General features: G+C 63.0%; 27 protein-coding genes. 16 read left to right on the top strand and 11 right to left on the bottom strand.

Annotated elements, in window-relative coordinates; genetic code table 11:
- Positions 1-129 precede the first annotated feature (129 nt).
- Complete coding sequence (locus FJ977_RS17825; RefSeq protein ID WP_140773453.1) at positions 130-549, top strand: DUF4864 domain-containing protein; 420 nt, start codon at positions 130-132, stop codon at positions 547-549.
- 4 nt (positions 550-553) lie between these two features.
- Here the strand turns inward: FJ977_RS17825 and tgt are convergent, their stop codons facing one another.
- From tgt to coaD, 7 genes are read right to left on the bottom strand one after another with little or no spacing between them, the layout of a single operon-like run.
- Positions 554-1,684 carry a tRNA guanosine(34) transglycosylase Tgt gene (gene tgt / locus FJ977_RS17820; RefSeq protein ID WP_140773451.1) on the bottom strand — a complete coding sequence of 377 codons (1,131 nt, stop codon included), beginning with the start codon at positions 1,682-1,684 and terminating at the stop codon, positions 554-556.
- Positions 1,677-1,946, bottom strand: coding sequence for a hypothetical protein (locus FJ977_RS17815; RefSeq protein ID WP_140773449.1), 270 nt, complete (start codon positions 1,944-1,946; stop codon positions 1,677-1,679). Before FJ977_RS17815 ends, tgt begins: the two co-directional genes overlap by 8 nt.
- A complete protein-coding gene (queA, locus tag FJ977_RS17810) occupies positions 1,936-3,024 on the bottom strand; it encodes a tRNA preQ1(34) S-adenosylmethionine ribosyltransferase-isomerase QueA (protein WP_140773447.1) in 1,089 nt (362 codons plus the stop codon). The genes FJ977_RS17815 and queA overlap by 11 nt, the downstream gene beginning before the upstream one ends.
- Positions 3,024-3,473, bottom strand: coding sequence for a DMT family transporter (locus FJ977_RS17805; RefSeq protein ID WP_140773445.1), 450 nt, complete (start codon positions 3,471-3,473; stop codon positions 3,024-3,026). The genes queA and FJ977_RS17805 overlap by 1 nt, the downstream gene beginning before the upstream one ends.
- Before the next feature lie 12 nt (positions 3,474-3,485).
- Complete coding sequence (locus tag FJ977_RS17800) at positions 3,486-3,998, bottom strand: peptidylprolyl isomerase (RefSeq protein ID WP_140773443.1); 513 nt, start codon at positions 3,996-3,998, stop codon at positions 3,486-3,488.
- A 29-nt stretch (positions 3,999-4,027) separates the two neighbouring features.
- On the bottom strand, positions 4,028-4,615 hold the full coding sequence (locus FJ977_RS17795) for a peptidylprolyl isomerase (RefSeq protein ID WP_140773441.1): 588 nt from the start codon (positions 4,613-4,615) through the stop codon (positions 4,028-4,030).
- A gap of 16 nt (positions 4,616-4,631) precedes the next feature.
- Positions 4,632-5,132 (bottom strand): pantetheine-phosphate adenylyltransferase, encoded by a 501-nt coding sequence (gene coaD / locus FJ977_RS17790; RefSeq protein WP_140773439.1) that lies wholly within the window; start codon positions 5,130-5,132, stop codon positions 4,632-4,634.
- Between the two features lie 193 nt (positions 5,133-5,325).
- On the opposite strand from coaD, the gene FJ977_RS17785 reads away from it, so the two are divergent.
- On the top strand, positions 5,326-5,478 hold the full coding sequence (locus tag FJ977_RS17785; RefSeq protein ID WP_081294748.1) for a hypothetical protein: 153 nt from the start codon (positions 5,326-5,328) through the stop codon (positions 5,476-5,478).
- 68 nt (positions 5,479-5,546) lie between these two features.
- Here FJ977_RS17785 and gyrA read toward each other — a convergent pair whose 3' ends face one another.
- Positions 5,547-8,351: a DNA gyrase subunit A gene (gene gyrA / locus FJ977_RS17780; protein ID WP_140773437.1), complete on the bottom strand. Its 2,805-nt coding sequence runs from the start codon at positions 8,349-8,351 to the stop codon at positions 5,547-5,549.
- Between the two features lie 210 nt (positions 8,352-8,561).
- Between gyrA and FJ977_RS17775 the strand changes: the two genes are divergently transcribed.
- Positions 8,562-10,265, top strand: coding sequence for a SulP family inorganic anion transporter (locus FJ977_RS17775; protein ID WP_140773435.1), 1,704 nt, complete (start codon positions 8,562-8,564; stop codon positions 10,263-10,265).
- A complete protein-coding gene (locus FJ977_RS17770; protein ID WP_140773433.1) occupies positions 10,262-10,885 on the top strand; it encodes a ParB-like protein in 624 nt (207 codons plus the stop codon). Before FJ977_RS17775 ends, FJ977_RS17770 begins: the two co-directional genes overlap by 4 nt.
- On the opposite strand, the gene FJ977_RS17765 is transcribed toward FJ977_RS17770, so the two are convergent.
- Positions 10,849-11,742, bottom strand: a complete 894-nt coding sequence (locus tag FJ977_RS17765) for an AraC family transcriptional regulator (protein ID WP_246683136.1) — start codon at positions 11,740-11,742, stop codon at positions 10,849-10,851. The genes FJ977_RS17770 and FJ977_RS17765 overlap by 37 nt on opposite strands.
- Positions 11,743-11,827: 85 nt before the next feature.
- Here FJ977_RS17765 and FJ977_RS17760 point away from each other — a divergent pair, with 85 nt between their 5' ends.
- The 3 genes from FJ977_RS17760 to FJ977_RS17750 all read left to right on the top strand — a co-directional run bounded on the left by FJ977_RS17760 (position 11,828) and on the right by FJ977_RS17750 (position 13,496).
- On the top strand, positions 11,828-12,355 hold the full coding sequence (locus tag FJ977_RS17760) for a hypothetical protein (protein ID WP_140773431.1): 528 nt from the start codon (positions 11,828-11,830) through the stop codon (positions 12,353-12,355).
- 32 nt (positions 12,356-12,387) lie between these two features.
- Complete coding sequence (locus tag FJ977_RS17755) at positions 12,388-12,765, top strand: VOC family protein (RefSeq protein WP_140773429.1); 378 nt, start codon at positions 12,388-12,390, stop codon at positions 12,763-12,765.
- 101 nt (positions 12,766-12,866) lie between these two features.
- On the top strand, positions 12,867-13,496 hold the full coding sequence (locus tag FJ977_RS17750; protein ID WP_140773427.1) for a MarC family protein: 630 nt from the start codon (positions 12,867-12,869) through the stop codon (positions 13,494-13,496).
- A gap of 66 nt (positions 13,497-13,562) precedes the next feature.
- On the opposite strand, the gene FJ977_RS17745 is transcribed toward FJ977_RS17750, so the two are convergent.
- A complete protein-coding gene (locus FJ977_RS17745; RefSeq protein WP_140773425.1) occupies positions 13,563-13,988 on the bottom strand; it encodes an OsmC family protein in 426 nt (141 codons plus the stop codon).
- A 146-nt stretch (positions 13,989-14,134) separates the two neighbouring features.
- Complete coding sequence (locus FJ977_RS17740; protein WP_056576800.1) at positions 14,135-14,656, bottom strand: single-stranded DNA-binding protein; 522 nt, start codon at positions 14,654-14,656, stop codon at positions 14,135-14,137.
- Between the two features lie 226 nt (positions 14,657-14,882).
- On the opposite strand from FJ977_RS17740, the gene FJ977_RS17735 reads away from it, so the two are divergent.
- From FJ977_RS17735 to FJ977_RS17695, 9 genes are all read left to right on the top strand, one after another.
- Positions 14,883-15,197 (top strand): metalloregulator ArsR/SmtB family transcription factor, encoded by a 315-nt coding sequence (locus FJ977_RS17735; RefSeq protein WP_015317709.1) that lies wholly within the window; start codon positions 14,883-14,885, stop codon positions 15,195-15,197.
- Between the two features lie 14 nt (positions 15,198-15,211).
- Positions 15,212-15,688 carry an SRPBCC domain-containing protein gene (locus FJ977_RS17730; protein ID WP_140773423.1) on the top strand — a complete coding sequence of 159 codons (477 nt, stop codon included), beginning with the start codon at positions 15,212-15,214 and terminating at the stop codon, positions 15,686-15,688.
- A 20-nt stretch (positions 15,689-15,708) separates the two neighbouring features.
- A complete protein-coding gene (locus tag FJ977_RS17725) occupies positions 15,709-16,314 on the top strand; it encodes an ATP-dependent Clp protease proteolytic subunit (protein ID WP_140773421.1) in 606 nt (201 codons plus the stop codon).
- Between the two features lie 88 nt (positions 16,315-16,402).
- Positions 16,403-16,702, top strand: coding sequence for a hypothetical protein (locus FJ977_RS17720; protein ID WP_140773419.1), 300 nt, complete (start codon positions 16,403-16,405; stop codon positions 16,700-16,702).
- Between the two features lie 703 nt (positions 16,703-17,405).
- Positions 17,406-20,327 (top strand): excinuclease ABC subunit UvrA, encoded by a 2,922-nt coding sequence (uvrA, locus tag FJ977_RS17715; protein WP_140773417.1) that lies wholly within the window; start codon positions 17,406-17,408, stop codon positions 20,325-20,327.
- Positions 20,327-20,737: a DUF302 domain-containing protein gene (locus tag FJ977_RS17710; protein WP_140773415.1), complete on the top strand. Its 411-nt coding sequence runs from the start codon at positions 20,327-20,329 to the stop codon at positions 20,735-20,737. The genes uvrA and FJ977_RS17710 overlap by 1 nt, the downstream gene beginning before the upstream one ends.
- Positions 20,734-21,198, top strand: a complete 465-nt coding sequence (locus FJ977_RS17705; protein WP_140773413.1) for a GNAT family N-acetyltransferase — start codon at positions 20,734-20,736, stop codon at positions 21,196-21,198. Before FJ977_RS17710 ends, FJ977_RS17705 begins: the two co-directional genes overlap by 4 nt.
- A gap of 35 nt (positions 21,199-21,233) precedes the next feature.
- Positions 21,234-22,040 (top strand): DUF72 domain-containing protein, encoded by an 807-nt coding sequence (locus FJ977_RS17700; RefSeq protein WP_140773412.1) that lies wholly within the window; start codon positions 21,234-21,236, stop codon positions 22,038-22,040.
- A 170-nt stretch (positions 22,041-22,210) separates the two neighbouring features.
- Positions 22,211-23,359 carry a GGDEF domain-containing protein gene (locus tag FJ977_RS17695; protein WP_140773410.1) on the top strand — a complete coding sequence of 383 codons (1,149 nt, stop codon included), beginning with the start codon at positions 22,211-22,213 and terminating at the stop codon, positions 23,357-23,359.
- The last annotated feature ends 4 nt before the right edge of the window (positions 23,360-23,363 follow it).

Below are 23,363 nucleotides of genomic sequence, written 5' to 3'. Positions count from 1 at the left end.
CAACCGGCATGACATTCCAGTGGCGAATATTCGCGATCGGTGAAACCGGGATGCATCGCCAAGCGTATGTTATCGTGGGTCTCGGACATCATTTTGAGGGACCATTCCGAGGAACGACGGAGACAGGCCATGCGCCGCGCCTTTTTCGCATTCGCAGTCATTCCATTCATCTTCATATCCTCGGCCTTTGCCGGCGATGCCGAAATCAAGGCTGGCCAGACTGTCATCGATGGTCAGTTGAAGGCCCTGCTGGCCGATGATGGCGCCAAGGCCTACAGCTTCGCCGCCCCGAACGTGAAGCAGGTGTTCCCGACCGTCGATGCCTTCATGAACATGGTGACCAACGGCTACCCGCCGGTGCGCAAGCCACAGTCCTATGCCTTCGGCAAGGTCGAGCAGACAGGCCCGGGTTCGATCATCCAGCAGGTGCTGATCGTCGGCCCCGACGGCAAGGATTATGAGGCAGTCTATACGCTGCAGCAGCAGCCCGACGGCACGTTCCAGATCACCGGTTGCAGCCTGCGCGCGTCGAATTCGCTGAGCACCTGAGGTTTCACAGGACGGGGATGTCGCCCCTCGCCCAGCCCTCGGTGATCTCGGCCCCACGCGTCTCGAAGCTGCCGGTCTCGATCCCGGCGCGAATGTCCTGCATCAGCTTCTGGTAGTAGGAAAGATTGTTCCAGGTGAGCAACATCGCGCCAAGCGCCTCCTGCGAGCGCACGAGATGATGCAGATAGGCGCGCGAATAATCGCGCGCCGCTGGGCAGTCGCTTTCCTCATCCAGCGGGCGCGGGTCGTCCGCATGGCGCGCGTTGCGCAGATTGACCTTGCCCCGCCTTGTGTAGGCAAGGCCGTGCCGGCCAGCCCGCGTCGGCATTACGCAATCGAACATGTCGATGCCGCGCGCCACCGATTTCAGGATATCGTCAGGCGTACCGACACCCATGAGATAGCGCGGCTTGTCGTCAGGCAGTTCCGGACAGGTGATGTCGAGCATCTCGAGCATCACTGCTTGCGGTTCGCCCACGGCCAGCCCGCCGACCGCATAGCCCTTGAGATTCATCGCGCTCAGCGCCTGCGCCGAGCGCACCCTGAGCGCGGCGTTGTCGCCGCCCTGCACGATGCCGAACATTGCCTTGCCGGGCTGGTCGCCGAACGCCACCTTGCAGCGCTCGGCCCAGCGCAGCGACAGCTCCATCGCGCGCTCGATCTCCTTCAATTCAGCGGGCAGCGCCGTGCATTCGTCGAGCTGCATCTGGATATCGGAATCAAGCAGGCCTTGAATCTCGATCGAACGCTCCGGCGACATCTCGTAGGCTGCGCCATCGATATGTGAGCGGAAGGTGACGCCTTTTTCGGTCAGTTTCCTCAGCTTCGACAACGACATCACCTGAAAACCGCCGCTGTCGGTCAGGATCGGATGCGGCCAGCGGGCGAATTCATGCAGGCCGCCGAGCCGCGCCACGCGCTCGGCGCCCGGCCGCAGCATCAGGTGATAGGTGTTGCCCAGGATGATGTCGGCGCCGACGCCGCGCACCTGGTCCATATACATTGCCTTGACGGTGCCGCCGGTGCCGACCGGCATGAAGGCCGGCGTGCGGATTTCGCCGCGCGGCATGTCTATGACACCGTGCCGCGCCTTGCCATCGGTCGCCAGAACCTTGAAGCTGAACGGCTTAGCCATTGAATTCCTTGTCATGAACCGGCGCGTCAGGCGCCTGCCTGTCGAGCGACTGGCGGTATTGCACGCAGCCGCGCATGAATTTTGGCCAGGGCGGCACGGCGATCGATGGCTCGGTCTTTTCAGGCAGCAGGTCCCACAAATCCGGGTGATGCCAGCAGAGATCATGGCCTGACGTGTCACGATGCGCGCGAATGCCGGCGCGCAGCTTTTTGACTTCGGCGATCAGGCCTTCACGATCGAGGGTTTGCAGATCATCGTCCATCGCTCATCTCCGCTCGATAAAGCAGGCTTGCGTCTCCATAGGAGTAGAACCTGTACCGGTTCGCAATGGCATGCGCATAGGCGGCACGCATCGTATCGAGACCGCTGAAGGCCGAAACCAGCATGAACAGCGTCGAGCGCGGCAGATGGAAATTGGTCATCAGCATATCGGCCGTGCGAAAGCGGTAGCCGGGCGTGATGAAGATGTCGGTCGGGCCGGACCATGCAGGCACCGTACCATCTTCACGCGCGGCACTCTCCAGCAGACGTAGCGAGGTCGTGCCCACGGCTATGATGCGCCCGCCCCTCGCCTTGGCCGCATTTAGTGCGTCGGCAGTCGCCTCACTGACCGATCCGATCTCGGCATGCATCTTGTGGTCGGCGGTGTCGTCGGCCTTCACCGGCAGGAACGTGCCGGCGCCGACATGCAAGGTCACGAAGTGGCGCTCGACACCCCCGGCGTCGAGAGCAGCAAAAAGCTCCGGCGTGAAATGCAGGCCGGCGGTAGGGGCGGCAACGGCGCCTTCCTCCCTTGCATAGATGGTCTGGTAGTCGGCCCGGTCGCGCTCGTCGTCATCGCGCTTAGAGGCGATGTAAGGGGGCAGTGGAATGTGGCCGACGGCGTGCAGCGCTTCGTCGAGGAAAGGCCCCGACAGGTCGAAGCCAAGCAGCGCCTCGCCGCCCTCGCCCTTCTCGATCACCGTGGCGTCGAGTTGGCCGAGGAAACAGGAATTGCCGTCATGACCGAAATGGATGCGGTCGCCGGCGGCGATACGCTTGCCTGGCCGCATGAAGGCCAGCCAACGGTCCGGCGCAACGCGCATATGCAGTGTCGCTTCGACTTGCGCCGCCGCTTCGCCGCGCCGCCTGATGCCTTTGAGCTGTGCCGGAATGACCTTTGTGTCGTTGAAAACCAGCACATCGCCGGCCCTGAGCAGGGATGGCAGGCCGCCAACCGCCCGGTCTTCAAGCTCTTCGCCCGGCTTGACCACCAGCATCTTGGCACTGTCGCGCGGCTCTGCCGGGCGGAGCGCGATGCGCTCTTCCGGCAGGTCGAAATCAAACAGATCGACGCGCATCAGTAGAGCCGGACGAGCAGCGCTCCGACCAGCAGCAGCACCGCGCCGGCGACCCGGCCGAGCGAGATCTCGCGCACCGCGACGCCAAGGAAGCCGACGCGATCGATAAGCATGCCGGCCAGCAGCTGGCCGGCCACCAGGAACGCCATCAAGGCGGCGGCCCCGATGCGCGGCGTCAGGATTGTGGAGAGCGTGACATAGAAGCCGCCGAGCATGCCGCCGGCGACGAACAGCCACGGCGCCGGCGCCTTCCAGTCGAGCGAGATGCCTTGCAGCTTCACCACCGTGACGGAGATGATGCCAAGCACGACGGCGCCCGACAGGAACGAGAAGGCAGCAGCCGCGACCGGGAGACCCAGGCCGCGCGCCAGCTGCGAATTGATCGGGGCCTGAATGGCAATGAAGGCGCCGGACAGGATGCCGAGAAGCGACCAGACGACGCCCATCATTGTCGTTTCGCCTTACTTGACGTCGGCCGCGACCTTCAGCGACACGATCTTGTCGGGATCGACCACTGGCTCGCCGCGCTTGATCTTGTCGACATTGTCCATGCCTTCGATGACCTGGCCCCAGACCGTGTACTGGCGGTTGAGGAAGGCGGCGTCGTCGAAGCAGATGAAGAACTGCGAGTTGGCCGAGTTCGGGTTCTGCGAACGCGCCATCGAGCAGGTGCCGCGGCCATGGTTGGCGTTGGAGAACTCAGCCTTCAGGTCCGGCTTGTCGGAACCGCCCATGCCCGCGCGCGAAGGAGCAAAGGTCGGCTTGCTCGAATTGCCGAACTTCACGTCGCCGGTCTGCGCCATGAAGCCGTCGATGACGCGGTGGAAGACCACGCCGTCATAGGCGCCTTCCCTGGCCAGTTCCTTGATGCGGGCGACATGGCCGGGAGCCAGGTCGGGGAAAAGTTCGATGACGACCTTGCCCGTGGTCGTTTCCAGGATGAGCGCGTTCTCGCGGTCCTTGATCTCAGCCATGTCAGATATCCTTTTTCAAAAAAACAGAATTATTTGTCCGCGGCGATGCGCACCTTGATCATCCGGTCCGGGTCGGCGACCGTACCGTTGTCGGCCTCGTCACCCTTCTTGATCTTGTCCACCAGTTCCATGCCGCTGACGACGTTGCCGACGATGGTGTACTGGCCGTCGAGCGGCGGCGCCGGCGCGAACATGATGAAGAACTGCGAATTGGCGGAGTTCGGATCCTGCGAGCGGGCCATGCCGACCACGCCACGCTTGTAGTGCTCGGTCTGCGAGAACTCGGCCGGCAGGTCGGGCAGGTCCGAACCGCCGGTGCCGACGGCTTGCGAATTGAAACCCTTCTTCATGTTGCCGAACTTGACGTCGCCGGTCTGCGCCATGAAGCCGTCGATGACGCGGTGGAAGGCGACATTGTCATAGGCATGGTCACGCACGAGCTTCTTGATCTGCGCGACATGCTTGGGCGCCAGGTCGGGCCGCAGCGCGATGGTGACGTCGCCGTCCTTCAGCGTGATGATCATGGTGTTTTCGGGATCGGCGGCATAGGCGGAAACGGAAGCGGTCAAAAGACCGGCGAGCACGACAAGGAACGAGGCGAGCCTTTTCAGCTGCATGTGTTTTCTCCGAGGCTTATTTCGTGAATTTGGCGGTGAGCGCGCCAGCAACTGCCGCCGGCACGAAGGGGCGGATGTTGCCGCCCATCGAGGCTATCTGCCGTACAAGTGTGGCGGTAATGGTGCGTACCGACGGGCTGGCGGGCAGAAAGACCGTCTGCAATTCAGGCGCCATGGTCTCGTTCATGCCGGCCATCTGCATCTCGTAGTCGAGATCGGTGCCGTCGCGCAGGCCGCGGATCATGATCGAGGCGCCCTGCTTCCTCGCGGCATCGATGACAAGCCCGTCGAAGGCCACCACCCTGATGCGGGCGCCATCGCTGCCAAATTCGGCTTTCGTGGCGGCTTCGATCAATTGGACCCGTTCCTCGAAGGAGAACAGCGGCTTCTTGCCGGGATGAATGCCGATCGCGGCATAGACGATGTCGGCAACCGCCAGCGACGCCTTCAGCACATCGAGATGGCCGTTGGTCAGCGGGTCGAAGGAGCCGGCATAAAGGGCGATGCGTTCGGTCATGGCGGAGCTTCTAGCGAGCCTCTCTCACAAAGGCAAATCCGATTGGCGGGCGGGTCGTGAACCTTTTCCGGCACATGAACGACAGATGAACACGCTGATCACCAAGCCTTCACGCAGCGTTCACTAGATTGCACCTTAATAAGATGAAACCAAAATCCCATCTATCCGTTGTAAGGCGCAGGAGAACACGCAAATGCTGATCTACATGCTCGCCACCGCAATGACCGTCGCCATGCTGATCGCCACCGTTTTTGGGCTGCATCAGGAGGCACAACGCGTCCGCGTCAAGGCAACCGTCAAGCGCTTCGAAGGCTTCGGCCCGCGCAAGCCGTATCGTCACTACTAAATCATTCCAGACTTGCTGCCGCGCCGGCCAATGGGCCGGCGTTGCTATGTCGAAAACCGGTCCAGGACTTATTCAGCGCTATCCGAGCCAGTGTCCGTCACCGGACCGGACTCAGCGCCAACCTCGACGGTCTCTTCGCTCTCTTCGTCCGCTTGCGGTTCCGAGATCCGCTCGACCGAAACCACCTTTTCACCCTCAGCCGTATTGAAGATGGTCACGCCCTTGGTGGCGCGGCTGGCGAAACGGATGCCGTTGACCGGAACCCGGATGACGGTGCCGCCATCCGACACCAGCATGATCTGATCGTCATTGCCGACCGGGAAGGTCGCCACCAGACGGCCGATTTCGGCCGTCTTCGACACGTCGGTGGCCCGGATGCCCTTGCCGCCGCGCCCGGTCAGGCGGAAATCGTAGGAAGACGAGCGCTTGCCGTAGCCATATTCGGTAACCGTCAGCACATACTGCTCGTGCGCCTTGAGGAATTCGTAGCGTTCGTCGGAAAGCTCCGTCTCCTCGCCGACCTCTTCATTCGTCAGCGCGATTTCTTCCTCTTCGCCGACCGCGATACCGGCGGCAAGCCGCCGTTCGGCCGCGGCCCGCTTGAGATAGGCGGCGCGTTCGGCCGGCGGCGCATCGACACTCTCGATCACCGACATGGAGATGATGCGGTCGGTCTCGGCCATGGTGATGCCACGCACGCCGACAGAGTTGCGGCTCTGGAAGACGCGCACGTCGCCGACCGAGAAGCGGATGCACTGGCCGGAACTCGCGGTCAAAAGCACGTCGTCATTGTCGGTGCAGGTCTCGACGCCGAGGATCTCGTCGCCTTCCTCCTCCAGCTTCATGGCGATCTTGCCGTTGCGGTTGACCTGGACGAAGTCGGACAGCTTGTTGCGGCGCACTGTGCCGCGCGTGGTGGCGAACATCACGTCGAGTTCGCCCCAGCTCGTCTCGTCCTCGGGCAGCGGCATGATCGTGGTGATGCGCTCGCCCTGCTCCAGCGGCAGCATGTTGATCAGCGCCTTGCCGCGTGACTGCGGATTGCCGATCGGCAGCCGCCAGACCTTTTCCTTGTAGACGATGCCGCGCGAGGAGAAGAACAGCACCGGCGTATGCGTGTTGGCCACGAACAGCCGCGTGACGAAATCCTCTTCCTTGGTCGACATGCCGGAGCGGCCCTTGCCGCCGCGGCGCTGCGCCCGGTAGAGCGACAGCGGCACGCGCTTGATGTAACCGGAATGGCTCACCGTCACGACCATGTCCTCGCGCTGGATCAGATCCTCGTCTTCCATGTCGGCGCCGCCGTCGGTGAGTTCGGTGCGGCGTGGCGTGCCGAACTCGTCGCGCACTGCGGCGAGCTCGTCCTTGACGATCTGCTGGACGCGCGCGCGCGACGCCAGGATGTCGAGATAGTCCTTGATCTCGTCGCCGATCGTGTTCAACTCGTCGGCGATTTCGTCGCGGCCGAGCGCGGTCAGGCGCTGCAGGCGCAGTTCGAGGATGGCGCGCGCCTGCTCCTCGGAGAGATTGTAGGTGCCGTCCTCATTGATGCGGTGGCGCGGGTCGTCGATCAGAAGGATCAGCGATTCGACGTCACCCGCGGGCCAGCGCCGCTCCATCAATTGTTCGCGCGCCGTCTGCGGATCCGGCGCGGTGCGGATCAGCTTGATGACCTCGTCGATATTGGCAACGGCGATGGCGAGACCAACCAGCACATGGGCGCGGTCGCGCGCCTTGCGCAGCAGGAATTTCGTCCGCCTTGTGATGACCTCCTCGCGGAAGGAGACAAACGCCTTCAGCATGTCGGTCAGGGTCAGCAGTTCCGGCTTGCCGCCATTCAGCGCCACCATATTGGCGCCGAAAGAGGTCTGCAGCGGCGTGAACCGGTAAAGCTGGTTGAGGATGACATCGGCGACGGCGTCGCGCTTCAGCTCGATGACGACGCGATAGCCCTGGCGGTCGCTTTCGTCACGGATGTCGGAAATGCCCTCGATGCGCTTGTCGCGCACCAGTTCGGCCATCTTCTCGATCATCGAGGCCTTGTTCACCTGGTAGGGAACCTCGGTGATGATGATCGATTCCCGGTCATTGCCGCGCTGCTCGATGTTGACCTTGCCGCGCATCACGATGGAGCCACGGCCGGTCGAATAGGCGCTGTAGATGCCGGAACGGCCAAGCACGATGCCGCCGGTCGGGAAATCGGGGCCCGGAATGATCTCCATCAGCGCCGGCAGGTCGATCGCCGGATTGTCGATGACGGCGATGGCGCCATTGCAGACTTCGCCAAGATTGTGGGGCGGGATGTTGGTGGCCATGCCAACGGCGATACCGCCGGAGCCATTGACCAGCAGATTGGGAAAGCGCGCCGGAAGGACCTTCGGCTCGGTATCCGAGGCATCATAGGTGTCCTGGAAATCGACGGTGTCCTTGTCGATATCCTCCAGCAGCTCATGCGCGACCTTGGTCAGCCGCGATTCGGTGTAGCGCATCGCCGCCGGCGGATCGCCGTCGATCGAGCCGAAATTGCCCTGCCCGTCGATAAGCGGCACGCGCAGCGACCAATCCTGCGCCATGCGCACCAAGGCATCATAGATCGAGGCGTCGCCATGCGGATGGTATTTACCCATCACGTCGGCGACCGGGCGCGCCGACTTCACATATTTGCGGTTCCAGTGGTAGCCGCTTTCATGCGCCGCGTAGAGGATGCGGCGATGCACCGGCTTCAGGCCGTCGCGCACATCGGGCAGCGCACGGCTGACGATCACGCTCATGGCGTAGGAGAGATAGGAGCTCTGCATCTCCTCGATGATGGAGATGGGCTCGATGCCGGTGGGGCCGCCGTCGGCGCCGCGCGGTGTCTTTTGGTCGGTCAAATCGGATCACAATCTAATCAGGAATCACTGACCGCTTATATAGGAAGCACGGCCGAAACTCCAATGTTAGCGGCACTTTTCCAGTGTCATTTTTGGTGGTAATTTCAAAAGGATACCGCTGATTGCGACGATATGGCCACAACGCTTTTCGCCGCCACAAGGCAAAAGCCGGCAATGGACCGATTTCCCCAAGCGAAAGCCGCAAGCACGATGAATCGGAGCCAATGGCTGCCTTTGCGAGCGCTGAGCGGCTGGCAGCCCCGGGATATCAATGGTGATCTGGTCGCGGGTTTGACACTGGCCGCGATCGCCATTCCCGAGCAGATGGCAACGGCCCGGCTCGGCGGCTTTGCGCCCGAGATCGGCTTCTTCGCTTTTGTCGCCGGTTCGGTGGCGTTTGCCCTGTTTGGCGCCAATCGTCACCTCTCGGTTGGCGCGGATTCGACCATCACGCCGCTGTTTGCCGGCAGCCTGGCGCTGCTCGCCACATCCGGCTCGCCGCATTATCTGGCTCTGGCAGCCATGCTGGCCTTGATGGTCGGGGCGATCGTGACGCTGAGCGGCGTCTTTCGCCTCGGCTGGATCGCCGATCTCCTGTCGGTGCCTGTCACGACGGGGTTTTTGGCCGGCATCGCCGTCCACATCATCGTCTCGCAAATGCCAGGGCTGCTCGGCCTGCCTGCCGAGAGCGGCGAGACCTTGCGGCGTATCGGCGAGATTGCCGGCAGTCTCCATCTCACCAATCCCTGGGCCCTCGGCCTCGGCCTCGGCGTGTTCACGATCGTGTTCTGCTCGGAACGGATCAGCGCCCGCATCCCTGGCGCCCTGATCGGCATGGTGCTTGCCACGCTCGCGGTCATCATCTTCGACCTCAGGGATCGCGGCGTCGAGGTGCTCGGCTCCGTGCCAAACGGCCTGCCGCGAGCCTACCTGCCGGAGGCTGGCCTCGATGATGTACAGGCGCTGATTCCTCTGGCCCTGCTGATCGCCATTGTCGTCATGGTACAGACGGCCGCCACCTCGCGTTCCTTCGCCTCGCAACAGGACGATGCCCCCGACGTCAACCGCGACTTCGTCGGCGCCGGCGCCGGCAGCATCGTGTCAGGCCTGTTCGGTGCCTTTGCCGTCAATGCCAGCCCGCCGCGCACGGCAATCGTCTCCCAGTCGGGTGGCCGCTCGCAACTGTCCGGCCTCATTGCCGCGGCCATCGTGCTGGCGCTCGGCGCCTTTGGTGGCGGCCTGCTCGCCAATGTTCCGCAGGCAGCCCTTGCCGGCGTCCTGATGTTCGTTGCCCAGCACATACTGCGCTGGAAAGTGTTCGCCAGCGTCTACCGGCAGGCGCCCGTCGAATTCGCCTTGATCCTGATCACCATGGCGGCGATCGTCGTGTTGCCGATCGAGACCGGCGTGGCAGTCGGCATCGGCCTGTCGCTGTTGCACGGGATCTGGAGCGCCACCCAGACGCAGCCTATCGAACTCGAACAGGTGCCGGGGACTTCCGTCTGGTGGCCGCCCGGCAAGCCAAGCGCCGGCGAGCAGCTCCCAGGCGTGCTGGTCGCGGCCTTCCAGGCGCCGCTGTCCTTCGTCAATGCAGACCGTTTCAAGCGCGGGCTTTGCGATCTCATCGATGCCAGGAACGAAACCGTGAAACTGGTCGTGCTGGAGGCCAGCAACATCGTCGAAATCGACTACACCGCCGCGCAGGCGCTGATCGATACCATCCTTCATTGCCGCAAGGCGGGCGCGATCTTTGCCATAGCGCGGCTGGAATCGCTGCGCGCCCAGGCGGCCCTGGCGCGGTTCGGCATCGCTGAAATGGTCGGCACGCAGCGCATATTCCACAGCGTCGACGCGGCGATCAAATCACTTGGTCCGGGGCAACAGCAGCAGCAAGAACAGGATGGAGTGCCATGATTGACCCCCGAGAACCCATTGTCACGCCGGTTCCCGTCGAGGACCTCAGGCCGACGCAGATAACGGTCGGCATGCGGGAAGTTGCGTTGAAACGTCAGATGATCCGGGAACAGGACGCCAAGAAGAAGACCGGCGCTTTTCTCGGCAGACACATGGTGCCGGTCGTATTGGGGCCCAAAAATCGAAACTACGTCACCGATCACCATCACCTCGCTCGCGCCCTGCTCGAGGAAGGCGTCAAGGACGTTCTTGTGACCGTGATCAGCGACCTGTCCGCGCTCGACAAGGACGCGTTTCTTTTCGTGCTCGACAACAGAGGCTGGATGCACCCGTTCGATGAGAACGGCCGGCGCCGCGACTACTCGGCAATTCCAAAGACAATCGGCGAGCTGATCGATGATCCCTATAGGAGCATGGCCGGCGAGTTGCGCCGGCAAGGCGGCTTCGCCAAGGACACGACGCCGTTCAGCGAATTCATCTGGGCGGATTTCCTGCGCCGGCGCATCGATCGCAACGCGATTGCGAAGAATTTCGACAAGGCGATGAAAGAGGCGTTGACGCTCGCCAAGGGCAAGGACGCGGACTATCTGCCGGGCTGGTGCGGACCGACCTCGGATTGAGCTTGTCTCCGTCGAGGCACCCGCATGCCGGAACTGCTTGATCGGCGCGCGCGATAGTCGCCTGGCGTCTCGCCCATGACGCGTCGGAACCGGCGGTTGAAAGTCGACAGGTCGTTGAAACCGGCGTCGAAGGCTATCGCCGAGATCGCATCGTCCGACAGGCGCAGCCGCACCGCTGCCCGGTGGAGGCGGGTCTTGAGCAGGAACTGGTAGGGCGTCATGCCGGCAACCTGCCGGAAAATACGCAGGAAATGATAGGGACTGGTCGCCGTCTCATCCGCCAGTGCCGACAGAGAAATCGGCCCTTCGGCATCCAGCTCGATCCGCCGCACGGCTTCGGCCACCCGTTTCTGGTCGCGGCGGCTCGGTCCGCGCCTAGCGGACGTGGCGCCGGAAATCGCGGCCACGGCCGCACCCGCGATGCGCAGGGAAAGTTCCCGGAAGGCATCCTTGTCGGCCATCTCACGCGCGGCTTCCGCCTCGGCCAGCAGCGGTGCCAAGGCCGGCAAGGGCGGCAGGCGCGGCGCCTCGAAGGTGAGTGTTCGGGCGCCCGGCACGCCGGCGACGATCCGTTCCATGTAGGCCGGTCCAAAATGGAACGAGAGGCAACGGTCGCCGCTGCCATGCTCGTGCCCGCATTCATAGCATGTGCCGGAATTGCCGAGCAGCAATGCGCCCGGCGCCAGCATGGCCGTGCCTTGCTGCGCACGGTAGCGGAACGTGCCGCTGGTGACCGCCGCGACGCAGAAATCCTGATGGGCCTCCTCGAACGGCCGGTCGCCGGCGCCAGCCGTGCAGATCACGTCCGCGACGTGCCAGCCGGGTCCGGATGCGAGAGTGCGGGTCGTCGCGGTCATGGCTGAAATATAGCAATTTTTCCCAAGCCCAGAACCCCGTCAGCGCCTACTCCTTCCGGTCTCCTGACAGAAAGAGGCCGCAGCCATGTTCGACCCCTTCGCCGAAGCCTTGCACAGTCCCGGACCGATCGGCGGGCTTGCCGAAAAACTGAACCTTTACGGCCGCTTCGTCGGCGCCTGGACTTTCGACGCCTCACGCCACCTCGAGGACGGCACCGTGCTGACCGGACGCGGCGAGGTGCATTTCGGCTGGGTGCTGGAAGGCCGCGCCATCCAGGATGTCTGGATCCTGCCCGCGCGGAACACCGGTTCTCAGCCTTCCCTCGGCAAGTGGACATTCTATGGCACGACGCTGCGGGTCTATGATCCTGGCGCGGACGCCTGGCACATCTTCTGGAGCGATCCACGCAACCAGTATTTCAGCCGCCAGCTCGGCCGTGCCGAGGGCGACACGATCGTGCAGGTCGGCGCCGACGGCATCGGCTCCTCGGTGCGCTGGAGTTTTTCGCGGATCACCGAAAACGCCTTTCGATGGCTCGGCGAGCGCTCGCACGACGGCGCGGACTGGCACCTCGAAGTCGAGTTCCTGGCGCGCCGTCAATCTGCCAGATGACGTCGCAACACTTTGTAACAATGGAGAAAACCATGTTCGACCATATTTCGATCGGCGTTCGCGACAGCAATGCCTCGAAGCGCTTCTATGACGCAGCGCTAAGGCCTCTTGGCTACAGCTGCATCAGCCAGTCACCGGGTTCGCTCGGTTATGGTGCCCACAGCGTCGCGCTATGGGTCAACGAGGCATCGCGGCCGGTACCGGCGGACGAAAAATCCGGCCTGCATCTCTGCTTCGCCGCACCGACGCGGGACAGCGTCGATGCCTTCCATACCGGTGCGTTGCGCGAAGGCGGAAGCGACAATGGCGGTCCGGGTCTGCGCGCCGACTATGGTGAAACCTACTACGCTGCCTTTGTCGTGGACCCGGACGGCTATCGCCTGGAGGCCTATTGCGACGCCGCCGGCTAACCCTGCCGGGAGCCCGTGCTTTCGCGGTCCTGACTGTTTCCACCGACCGGGCTTTGCTCTACCAATGTGGAGCGGGCTCGGCCCGGCGGGAGGGATCAGCGATGCCGAGTTTCGACAGCCTGTTCAATGCCTTCGTCACCATTCTCGTGACCATCGACCCACCCGGGCTGGCGCCATTGTTTCTCGCTGTGACACGCGGCATGAACCGCGAGGAGCGCCAGCAGGTTTCGGTGCGCGCCTCGGTCATCGGCTTCCTGGTGATGGCGCTGTTCGCGGTGGCGGGCGCCTCCATCCTGTCGGTGTTCGGCATCACCCTGCCGGCCTTCCGCGTCGCCGGCGGCTTCCTGCTGTTCTTCATCGCCTTCGAAATGGTGTTCGAGCGCCGGCAGGACCGCAAGGAGAAGATCGGCGACGTCGCCATCACCAAGGACATGATCCACAACATCGCCGCCTTCCCGCTGGCGATCCCGCTGATCGCCGGCCCCGGCGCGATTTCAGCGACGGTGCTGCTCTCCGGCTCGTTTCAGGGCTTTGCCGCGCAGGCCGCCCTTGTCGGCATCATCTTCGTCTGCCTGGCCATCACCTATCTGGTGTTCGTGCTGTCGGAACGCATCGACCGCATCCTCGGCCAGACCGGCCGCTCGATCCTGACCCGCCTGCTCGGCGTCATCCTGGCCGCACTCGCCGTGCAATTCGTCGCCGACGGCATCAAGGCGCTGATGGTGGGGTGAACGGCAGCCCCTACTGCCCTACTGCCCTACTGCCCTACTGCCCTACTGCCCTACTGCCCTACTGCCCTACTTCGCCGACGTGTCTACCACCTCGAAATCATGCGTGATCGTGGCCGTCTTGGCCATCATCGCCGAGGCCGAGCAGTATTTTTCGATCGACAGGTCGATCGCCCGCTTGACCTTGTCGGGCGAGAGCGCCCTGCCCTTGACGATGAAATGCATGTGGATGCGGGTGAACACCTTTGGCTCGGTCTCGGCCCGGTCGGCATCGAGTTCGACGACACAATCCTCAACCGCCTCGCGTCCCTTTTCGAGGATATGCACGACATCATAGGCCGAACAGCCGCCGGTGCCGATCAGCACCAGTTCCATCGGGCTCGGCCCCGGTGTCTTGCCCTCAGGTCCGAACGCCGTTCCCAGCACCAGCTTGTGACCGCTGCCAGACTCGCCGACGAAGGTGCGCTCCTCGACCCATTTTACCCGTGCCTTCACCGCTTTGTCCTTTCAGTCCCAGATCGCGCCTGCTGTCAGGCCAATCAACAACGCAAAACCCCGAAAGTCCATGCAGGACCCTCGGGGCGTATCGATCACGTAACGTCAGTCATATGGCGACGTCAGCCGTTCGGTATCGCTTTCGATCAGAACGGGATCTCGTCATCCAGCTCGCGCGACGAACCGCCGCCACCGCCGCCCCTGGGAGCGCCGCCGCCACGGTTGAAGCTTTCGTTCGGGCCGGACTGGCCGAAATCGGAACCGCGGCTGCTGCCGCCACCGGAATAACCGCCGACCTGGCCGCCCTCGCCCTGGCCGCGCGCGTCGAGCATCTGCAGTTCGCCACGGAATTTCTGCAGCACGACTTCCGTCGTGTACTTGTCGGCGCCGGTCTGGTCCTGCCATTTGCGCGTCTGCAACTGGCCTTCGACATAGACCTTCATGCCCTTCTTCAGATACTGCTCGGCCACCTTGGCGATGCCCTCATTGAAGATGACGACATTGTGCCACTCGGTCTTTTCCTTGCGCTCGCCTGAATTCTTGTCGCGCCAGCTTTCCGACGTGGCGATGCGGATGTTCACGACCGGCTCGCCCGAGTTCAGGCGACGGATCTCCGGATCCGCGCCAAGATTGCCGACCAGAATGACCTTGTTGACGCTACCCGCCATGATTTTTCTCCGCGCTCATCCGAAACAAATTTTTGTCGCAGCACCTTACAGGCTGCGCACGTCTGCCGCCTGCTAAGGCTGGCTTTTCCCACAAGGTTTTTGTTCCCTTTTCGTTCCTATATGCACTGCTGCTGATTGTCAAGGAATGGCAGCAATGCCCGAGGCCTTCATATGGGTTTCAAAACAGCGCTTGCCAAATCAATAAGTATCGACTTATGCTTTTGTCATGATCGAAGCAGAGATTTTCCGCGCCCTGGCCGACCCGACACGCCGCGCCGTCTTCGAGCGCCTCGCCACAAGTGAGATGAGCGTGTCGGAATTGCGCAGCGGCCTGACTGTGTCGCAGCCGGCCGTCTCACAGCATCTGGCGGTGCTGCGTGGCGCCGGCCTCGTGGTCGAGCGGCGGGCCGGCCGCAACGCCTATTACCGTGCCGATCCGCAGGGGCTTGCCCCCTTGCTCTCCTGGATCGAACGCTACCGGACCTTCTGGCCGGAGCGCATCGAAAGGCTGAAAACGGTTTTGAAGGACATGGATCAGTGAAGGAAGTCGGATCAATGAACGCCGAAAGCCAAAGCGAAGCCGCCTCGGATGCGCTCGAGTTCGAATATGACCTTGCGGAGCCGCCGGAAAAGGTTTGGCGGGCGCTGATGGTGCCGGAACTGCTCGCCGCTTGGATGATGCCCAACGACATCACGCCGGAAATCGGCAATCGCTTTGCTTTCGCCGGGACGGACGCTGCGATCGAGTGCGAAATCCTCGACGCCGAGCCCGAACGCCTCCTGCGCTATTCCTGGCGAGAGCAGGCGGACGATCCTGCACGGCAGGATCCTCTCGACAGCGTCGTCACCTTCACGCTCGCCCGCACCGTTTCGGGCGGCACGCATCTGCGCATCGTCCATGACGGATTTTCCCGCAAGGCGATGCCTGCCATTGTCATGGCGGACGCCGGCTGCCGGCTTTCGCTCGGGCTGCGCGGGGCTGGAAAGCCCATCGCGGCGAACACACCGCGCCTTGTGCTGCTCGCGGCCTGAACACGGAATTGGAGAAGAAAATGAGCGGTATTGCCAGTCTGGTGCCGATGGTGATCGAGCAGTCGAGCCGCGGCGAACGCGCCTTCGACATTTTCTCGCGGCTGCTGCGCGAGCGCATCGTCTTCATCAATGGCGAGATCAACGACGACGTCTCGGCGCTGGTCTGCGCGCAGCTCTTGTCGCTGGAGTCGGACAATCCCGACAAGGAGATCTCGCTCTACATCAACTCGCCGGGCGGCGTGGTGACCAGCGGCTTCGCCATCTACGACACGATGCAATATGTCAGCTGCCCGGTGTCGACCGTGTGCATGGGATTTGCCGCCTCGATGGGGTCGTTCCTGCTGATGGCGGGCACGCCGGGGCGGCGCATCGCGCTGCCGAACGCCACCATCCTTCTGCATCAGCCGCTGGGCGGCTTCCAGGGCCAGGCCTCCGACATCCAGCGCCATGCCGAGCGGATCGGCAAGACCAAGCGGCGTATGGCCGAACTCTATGCCCAGCATTGCGGCCGCAGCTATGAGGAGGTCGAACGCACGCTCGACCGCGACCATTTCATGACCGCCCGCGAGGCCCAGGCATGGGGCATTGTCGACCACGTTTTCGATACGCGCAAAAAGGCGGCCTAAGCCCAAGCCAGATCGGAATCCTGGCGGTTGTCGAAGATTTGACGACACCGGTCTGGCTCCGGCAGCGGCTCGTCTCTATAATTCTGCAATGGCCGACACTCATTCACCCAGGACGTCGCATCGCGTCATCGCCGCCGCGGTGCTCACTTTCGCCAGCCTTGCGAGCGGCATGGCACTCGCCGACGACAGCGCAGCGCCGGCGCAGAAAGGCGCCCTGCCCGGCGTGGCCGGCGATTATCGCATCGCCAAGCCGGCTCCCCAGCCGGAACCCGACGACGCATTTCCCAGCAACGGGAACGGCACGTTCAAGATCGGCGATACCGATGTCAGGATTTCGGGCAGCATCACGGTCGATATGGCCACGGGCGGGTTTAAGCCCCCGAGGTGAGCAGCCCTCCGCGAGGGCCAGTTCAGCCATTTCCTCAAAAGAACAGCCCCGCCGTGCCTTGGGCAAACGGACGGGGCTTTTCTGGATCTCAAATCCATTTTTTGCCGGGAGTGTACTGCCGGCGTTTGATTTCGGATGCTTCGCGGCGTCAGCCGACGATCCGACTAGCAGTCTCTGATTTTTAGGGAATACGGCAAGTCACGGTTTGTCGGGTGGCGAAAACGCTAAACCCTGGCACTTATGCCTGCCGCGGCTCCAACGAGGCGTGGAGCCCTTGGGGACTGTCCGGTGGCGTCATGCTCCGCTCCTGTGTCCGTTGCGACATTGCCGTCGCGAAGCGCAAATCGCAAATGCCTGCGGCGTCTCGCAGGCCGCCTTTGGGCGGCGAGGCCATCGAAAGACGGCCGGCTTCGCTGACTTTTGGAGACTGCTCCCATGCGCCGGCCGCGTCAACCATCAATAGCCGGTTACCGAAAAACGTGATCGCTGGGAGGTTACGTCCAGGTCAGGTTTTTACACAGCTTTGTCAGGAGCGTGTTCAGCCTTTGTTCTTTCCGCTTGCCCGTTCGCGCGAAAGGCGGTTAAACGACTTCTGTCGGGAGTTGTGGCGTCTCTCGACGTGGCGGCAAAAAGACCTACATAGGGGATGGCCGGGAAGAACCCGCCAATCCCACGAATTCCAGATCTGAGGCGGCGACCGGCTATGGCCGACCATAAATTCCTTTCCATTCGCGGGGCGCGCGAACACAATCTCAAGAACGTCGATCTCGACCTGCCGCGTGACAGCCTGATCGTCATGACCGGCCTGTCCGGCTCGGGCAAATCGTCACTCGCCTTCGACACCATCTATGCCGAAGGCCAGCGACGCTATGTCGAGAGCCTGTCGGCCTATGCCAGGCAATTCCTCGAAATGATGCAGAAGCCTGACGTCGACCAGATCGACGGCCTGTCGCCTGCCATCTCCATCGAGCAGAAGACCACCTCGAAGAACCCGCGCTCGACGGTCGGCACCGTCACCGAGATCTACGACTATATGCGCCTGTTGTTCGCGCGTGTCGGCGTGCCCTATTCGCCGGCCACCGGCCTGCCGATCGAGAGCCAGACGGTCAGCCAGATGGTCGACCGGGTGCTGGCGCTCGAGGAAGGCACGCGCCTGTTCCTGCTGGCGCCGATCGTGCGCGGCCGCAAGGGCGAGTACCGCAAGGAATTGCTGGAACTGCAGAAGAAAGGCTTCCAGCGCGTCAAGGTCGACGGCGTCTTCTACGAGATCGCGGATATTCCGGCGCTCGATAAGAAATACAAGCACGACATCGACGTCGTCGTCGACCGCATCGTGGTGCGTGGCGATCTCGCCACGCGTCTCGCCGACTCGATTGAAACAGCGCTGAAGCTCGCCGAGGGGCTGGCGGTGGCCGAGTTCGCCGACAAGCCGCTCGACGCCAGCCAGACCGGCGAGGATTCGGTCAACAAGTCGAAGAACGAGACGCATGAGCGCATCCTGTTCTCGGAGAAATTCGCCTGCCCGGTGTCGGGCTTCACCATTCCGGAGATCGAGCCGCGCCTGTTCTCGTTCAACAACCCGTTCGGCGCCTGCCCGACCTGCGATGGTCTCGGCAGCCAGCGCGCCATCGATCCCAATCTCGTCGTGCCCGACGAGAACGTGTCGCTGCGCGACGGCGCCGTCAGCCCGTGGGCGAAGTCGACCTCGCCCTATTACGTGCAGACGCTCGAGGCGTTGGGCAAGGCTTACGATTTCAAGCTCGGCGACAAGTTCAAGGATTTGAGCGCGGAAGCACAGGACGCGATCCTGCGCGGCACCGGCGAGCGGGAAGTCACCTTCCAGTATGATGACGGGCTGCGCTCCTACAAGACCACCAAGACCTTCGAAGGCGTCATCCCCAATCTCGAACGGCGCTGGAAAGAGACCGAATCCGCCTGGATGCGCGAGGAGATCGAACGCTTCATGTCGGCGACGCCCTGCCCCGTGTGCAAAGGCTATCGGCTGAAGCCCGAGGCGCTGGCGGTGAAGATCGGCGGCAAGCATATCGGTGAAGTCACGGAACAATCGATCCGCAAGGCCGACCAGTGGTTCACCGATCTCCCGGCCCAACTCAATGACAAGCAGAACGAGATCGCGGTCAGGGTGCTGAAGGAAATCCGTGAACGGCTCCGCTTCCTCAACGATGTCGGGCTCGACTATCTGACGCTGTCTCGCAATTCCGGCACGCTGTCGGGCGGCGAGAGCCAGCGTATCCGGCTGGCGTCGCAGATCGGTTCTGGCCTCACCGGCGTGCTTTATGTGCTGGACGAGCCGTCGATCGGCCTGCACCAGCGCGACAACACGCGCCTGCTTGATACGCTGAAGCACCTGCGCGACATCGGTAACACGGTGATCGTCGTCGAGCATGACGAAGACGCCATCCTGCATGCCGACTATGTCGTCGACATGGGACCGGCGGCCGGCATCCATGGCGGCGAGATCATCGCCCAGGGCACGCCGCAGCAGGTGATGGCCAACCCCAATTCGATCACCGGCAAGTACCTGTCGGGCGCGCTTGAAGTCGCCACCCCTGGTGTTCGGCGTGAGGCGAAAAAGAACCGGCGCCTGAAGATCGTCGGCGCGCGTGGCAACAATCTGAAGAACGTCACCGCCGAAATCCCGCTCGGCACCTTCACAGCCGTCACCGGCGTGTCTGGCGGCGGCAAGTCGACCTTCCTCATCGAGACGCTGTTCAAGGCGGCCTCGCGCCGCATCATGGGCTCGCGCGAGCATCCGGCCGAGCATGACCGCATCGAGGGCCTCGAATTCCTCGACAAGGTCATCGACATCGACCAGTCGCCGATCGGGCGGACACCGCGTTCGAACCCCGCCACCTATACCGGCGCCTTCACGCCGATCCGCGACTGGTTTGCCGGCCTGCCCGAGGCAAAGGCGCGCGGCTACCAGCCGGGCCGTTTCTCCTTCAACGTCAAGGGCGGCCGCTGCGAGGCCTGCCAGGGCGACGGCGTCATCAAGATCGAGATGCACTTCCTGCCCGACGTCTATGTCACCTGCGATGTCTGCCACGGCAAGCGCTACAACCGCGAAACCCTCGATGTCCTGTTCAAGGGCAAGTCGATCGCCGACGTGCTCGACATGACGGTCGAGGAAGGTGTCGATTTCTTCGCCGCCGTGCCCGGCGTACGCGACAAGCTCGACACGCTGAAGCAGGTCGGTCTCGGCTACATCCATATCGGCCAGCAGGCGACGACGCTTTCGGGCGGTGAAGCGCAGCGCATCAAGCTCGCCAAGGAATTGTCGCGCAAGGCGACCGGCAAGACGCTCTACATCCTCGACGAGCCGACCACCGGCCTGCATTTCCACGACGTCGCCAAGCTGTTGGAAGTGCTGCATGAACTGGTCGACCAGGGCAATACGGTAGTGGTCATCGAGCACAATCTCGAAGTGATCAAGACCGCCGACTGGGTGCTCGATCTTGGTCCTGAAGGCGGCGACGGCGGCGGCGAACTGGTTGCCTCGGGCACGCCGGAAGCGATTGTGCGCGAGAAGCGCAGCTACACAGGCCAGTTCCTCAAGGAATTGCTGGAGCGGCGCCCCGGAGGCAAGCGCGAAGCGGCGGAGTGATGGCTGAGGATGGTCTCATCACGGTCCAGAGCCGTTTTGGCGTGACCGAAACCATCGACCGCCTCACCGAGGTGGTCAAGCGCGCAGGGCTGCTCGTCTTCGCACGCATCGATCATGCCGCCGGCGCACGCGATGTCGGCGCCTCGCTGCGGCCGACCGAGTTGCTGGTTTTCGGCAACCCCAGAGGTGGCACACCACTGATGCAGGACAGGCAACTTGCCGGCATCGACCTGCCGGTGAAGGCGCTGGCCTGGGAGGATGAGGACGGCAAGATCTGGCTGTCCTACAATGATCCGCGCTGGATCGCCGAGCGCCATGGCCTGGGCGAAGCCAGCCGCGCCGCGGTCGAGGCGATGGTTGCCGGCATGAAGAAGGTGATCGCCGCTGCCGCTGGAATGGATCAATCATGAGGCTTGCCCACTCCGAAGATCTCGCCGCGATCGTCGCGCTGACGGAAGCAGCCTACGCTCCCTATAGCGCCGTACTCGACGCGCCGCCGATCCCGGTGACCGAGGACTATGCGCCGCGCATCGCCAACGGCGAGGTCTGGCTGCTCGAGAGCGGCGGCGAACTTGCCGGAGTGCTCACGCTGGAACGGCATCAGGACCACGCGATGATCTTCTCCGTCGCGGTGTCGCCCGCCTTTCAGGGCAAGGGGTTCGGTATCGCATTGCTGAAACACGCCGACGAGCGGACGGGTTCGTGGGGCCTGCCGGAGATACGGCTCTACACCAACGCGAAAATGGAACGGAACATCGCGCTCTATCTCGCTTACGGCTATCGCGAAACGGGTCGCCGGCCCAACCCTTACAGGCCAGGATGGGTGCTGGTCGACATGGCAAAACCGGTCGACGAAACCACGACGGTCTGATTTTTAGCCAGACTTCTGCACTCGGGAGGACGACAATGAGCAAATCGGGAACAATCCGCTCCGGCATGGGCGGCTGGACCTTCGAGCCCTGGGACACGTCTTTCTATCCGGACAAGCTTTCGAAGGCCAAGCAGTTGCAATACGCCAGCCGGCAGGTGCCGAGCATCGAGGTCAACGGCACCTATTATTCCAGCTTCAAGGAGCCGACCTTCGTCAAATGGGCAAGCGAGGCGCCGGACGGCTTTGTCTATTCGCTGAAAGGCAACCGCTTCGTCACCAACCGGCGTGTGCTGGGCGAAGCCGGTGAATCGATGATGCGCTTCCTCGGTTCCGGCGTTGCCGCGCTCGGCGACAAGCTCGGCCCGATCCTCTGGCAGTTCGCGCCAACCAAGAAATTCGATCCGGACGATTTCGAAGCCTTCTTGAAACTGCTGCCGGAAAAGCAGGATGGTGTCGCGCTTCGCCATGCACTCGAAGTGCGTAATGACAGTTTCATCGTGCCGGAATTCGCCGCGCTCGCGCGCAAATACAAGGCGGCGATTGTCTATGCCGACCATGCCAAATATCCCGATATCGCCGATGTGACCGGCGATTTCATCTACGCCCGGCTGCAGACCGGCTCAGACGACAATCCCGACTGCTATACGCCGAAGGGGCTCGATGAATGGGCGGCGCGTGCAAGGATCTGGGCGGAAGGAAAGCAGCCGGCCGACCTGCGGCGTGCCGACCCTGCAACCGACGCTCCGGTGCGGCCGCGCGACGTGTTCGTCTACTTCATCACCGAGGGAAAGGTGCGCGCGCCCTTCGGGGCGATGGCGCTGATGAGACGGTTGGCGGACTGACGAGCAACAGGCCACATGCCATAAGCGCCACCTGTGCGTTTTGCGCTTGGCAAAGCGCCTTTTGGTGGCATCTTCGCCTCCATCGTAACCTTATCGACACTTCCTTGCTGCATGAATGCGGCGACGCCAAGCCGCAGAGCTGGAACCGCCGCCGGCAAGGAAAGAGGGGCATGTCGCTCGACTACACTTCGCTTCTGCTGGCTGTCGGGTTCTCGGCGGCCTGCCTTAGTCTGACCTTGTTCGGCATGTGGCTAACCGCTCGCTCCGAGCGGTTCCTGCTGACATGGGCAATCAGCCTCGTGTTCGTGGTCGGCGATATCTTCTTCTATGACGCCTATATCGACATGCCCGGGCGCCTGCTCGGCATCGCCGCGCTGGGCTTCCTGCTGATCGGCTTTTCAACCATGCTGGGCGCTGCCTATCAGTTCAGAACGGGCGATTCACCGGTCAGGCGAACGCTGTTGGGTTGTCTTTCGCTGGTGGTGACCCTGCCTCCCATGGCGCTGGGCTATGACGGCCTGGGCTTCATATTCGAGAACTCGTTCGCGGCCTTGCTTCTGTTTGCCACCGCCTTCGAATATTGGAGGTGCCGGAACGAGGCTCCTGCCCTGACGATCGGCATCACCGCGCTCTATTCGGCCACCGCCACGTCTTTCGCGCTCTGCGCCATGGTTCTTGCCTGGGATGGAAAACTGGTCCTGGGGCATGCGCCAAGCAACTGGGCGGAGGAACTGAGCCTCATCGTGGTCATCGCCAGCATGACGGGTATTGGCGCCCTGTCGCTTGCGCTCAATCAGGGTCGTCTGGCGAGGCACCATCGCCGCGATGCCCTGACCGATCCCTTGACCGGACTGCTCAACCGGCGCGCCCTGTTCGACATGCATGGCGGTGTCCCGGTCGGCGCCTTTACCGCTGTGGTCGTTTTCGACCTCGACAACTTCAAGGCCATCAACGACGAATACGGCCACGCGGCGGGCGACGAGGTGCTGAAAGTGTTCGCCGGGGAACTCGCCGGCAATCTTCGCCAGGCCGACGTCGCGGCGCGCATGGGCGGCGAGGAATTCGCGCTGGTGTTGAAGCGCACTCTGCCGGAGACGGTTGAGGAAGCCGCAGAGCGCATCCGGACCGCTTTCGCGACGCGCTTGATTGAGACCGAAAACGGTTCCCTGAACTGCACGGTCAGTGCCGGCTTTGCATTCGGCAGCAAAGAAGGCCTCAGCTTCGACAAGGTGCTCAGCGCCGCCGACAAGGCGCTCTACGACGCCAAACGTGGCGGCCGCAACCGCGTCACCGCCTCCCCCTTCCGACGCGCGAGCTGACGGC

Origin of the sequence: Mesorhizobium sp. B2-1-3A, assembly GCF_006442655.1 — a bacterium.
Lineage (GTDB): Bacteria > Pseudomonadota > Alphaproteobacteria > Rhizobiales > Rhizobiaceae > Mesorhizobium.
This window is presented reverse-complemented; position numbering and strand designations above follow the sequence as displayed.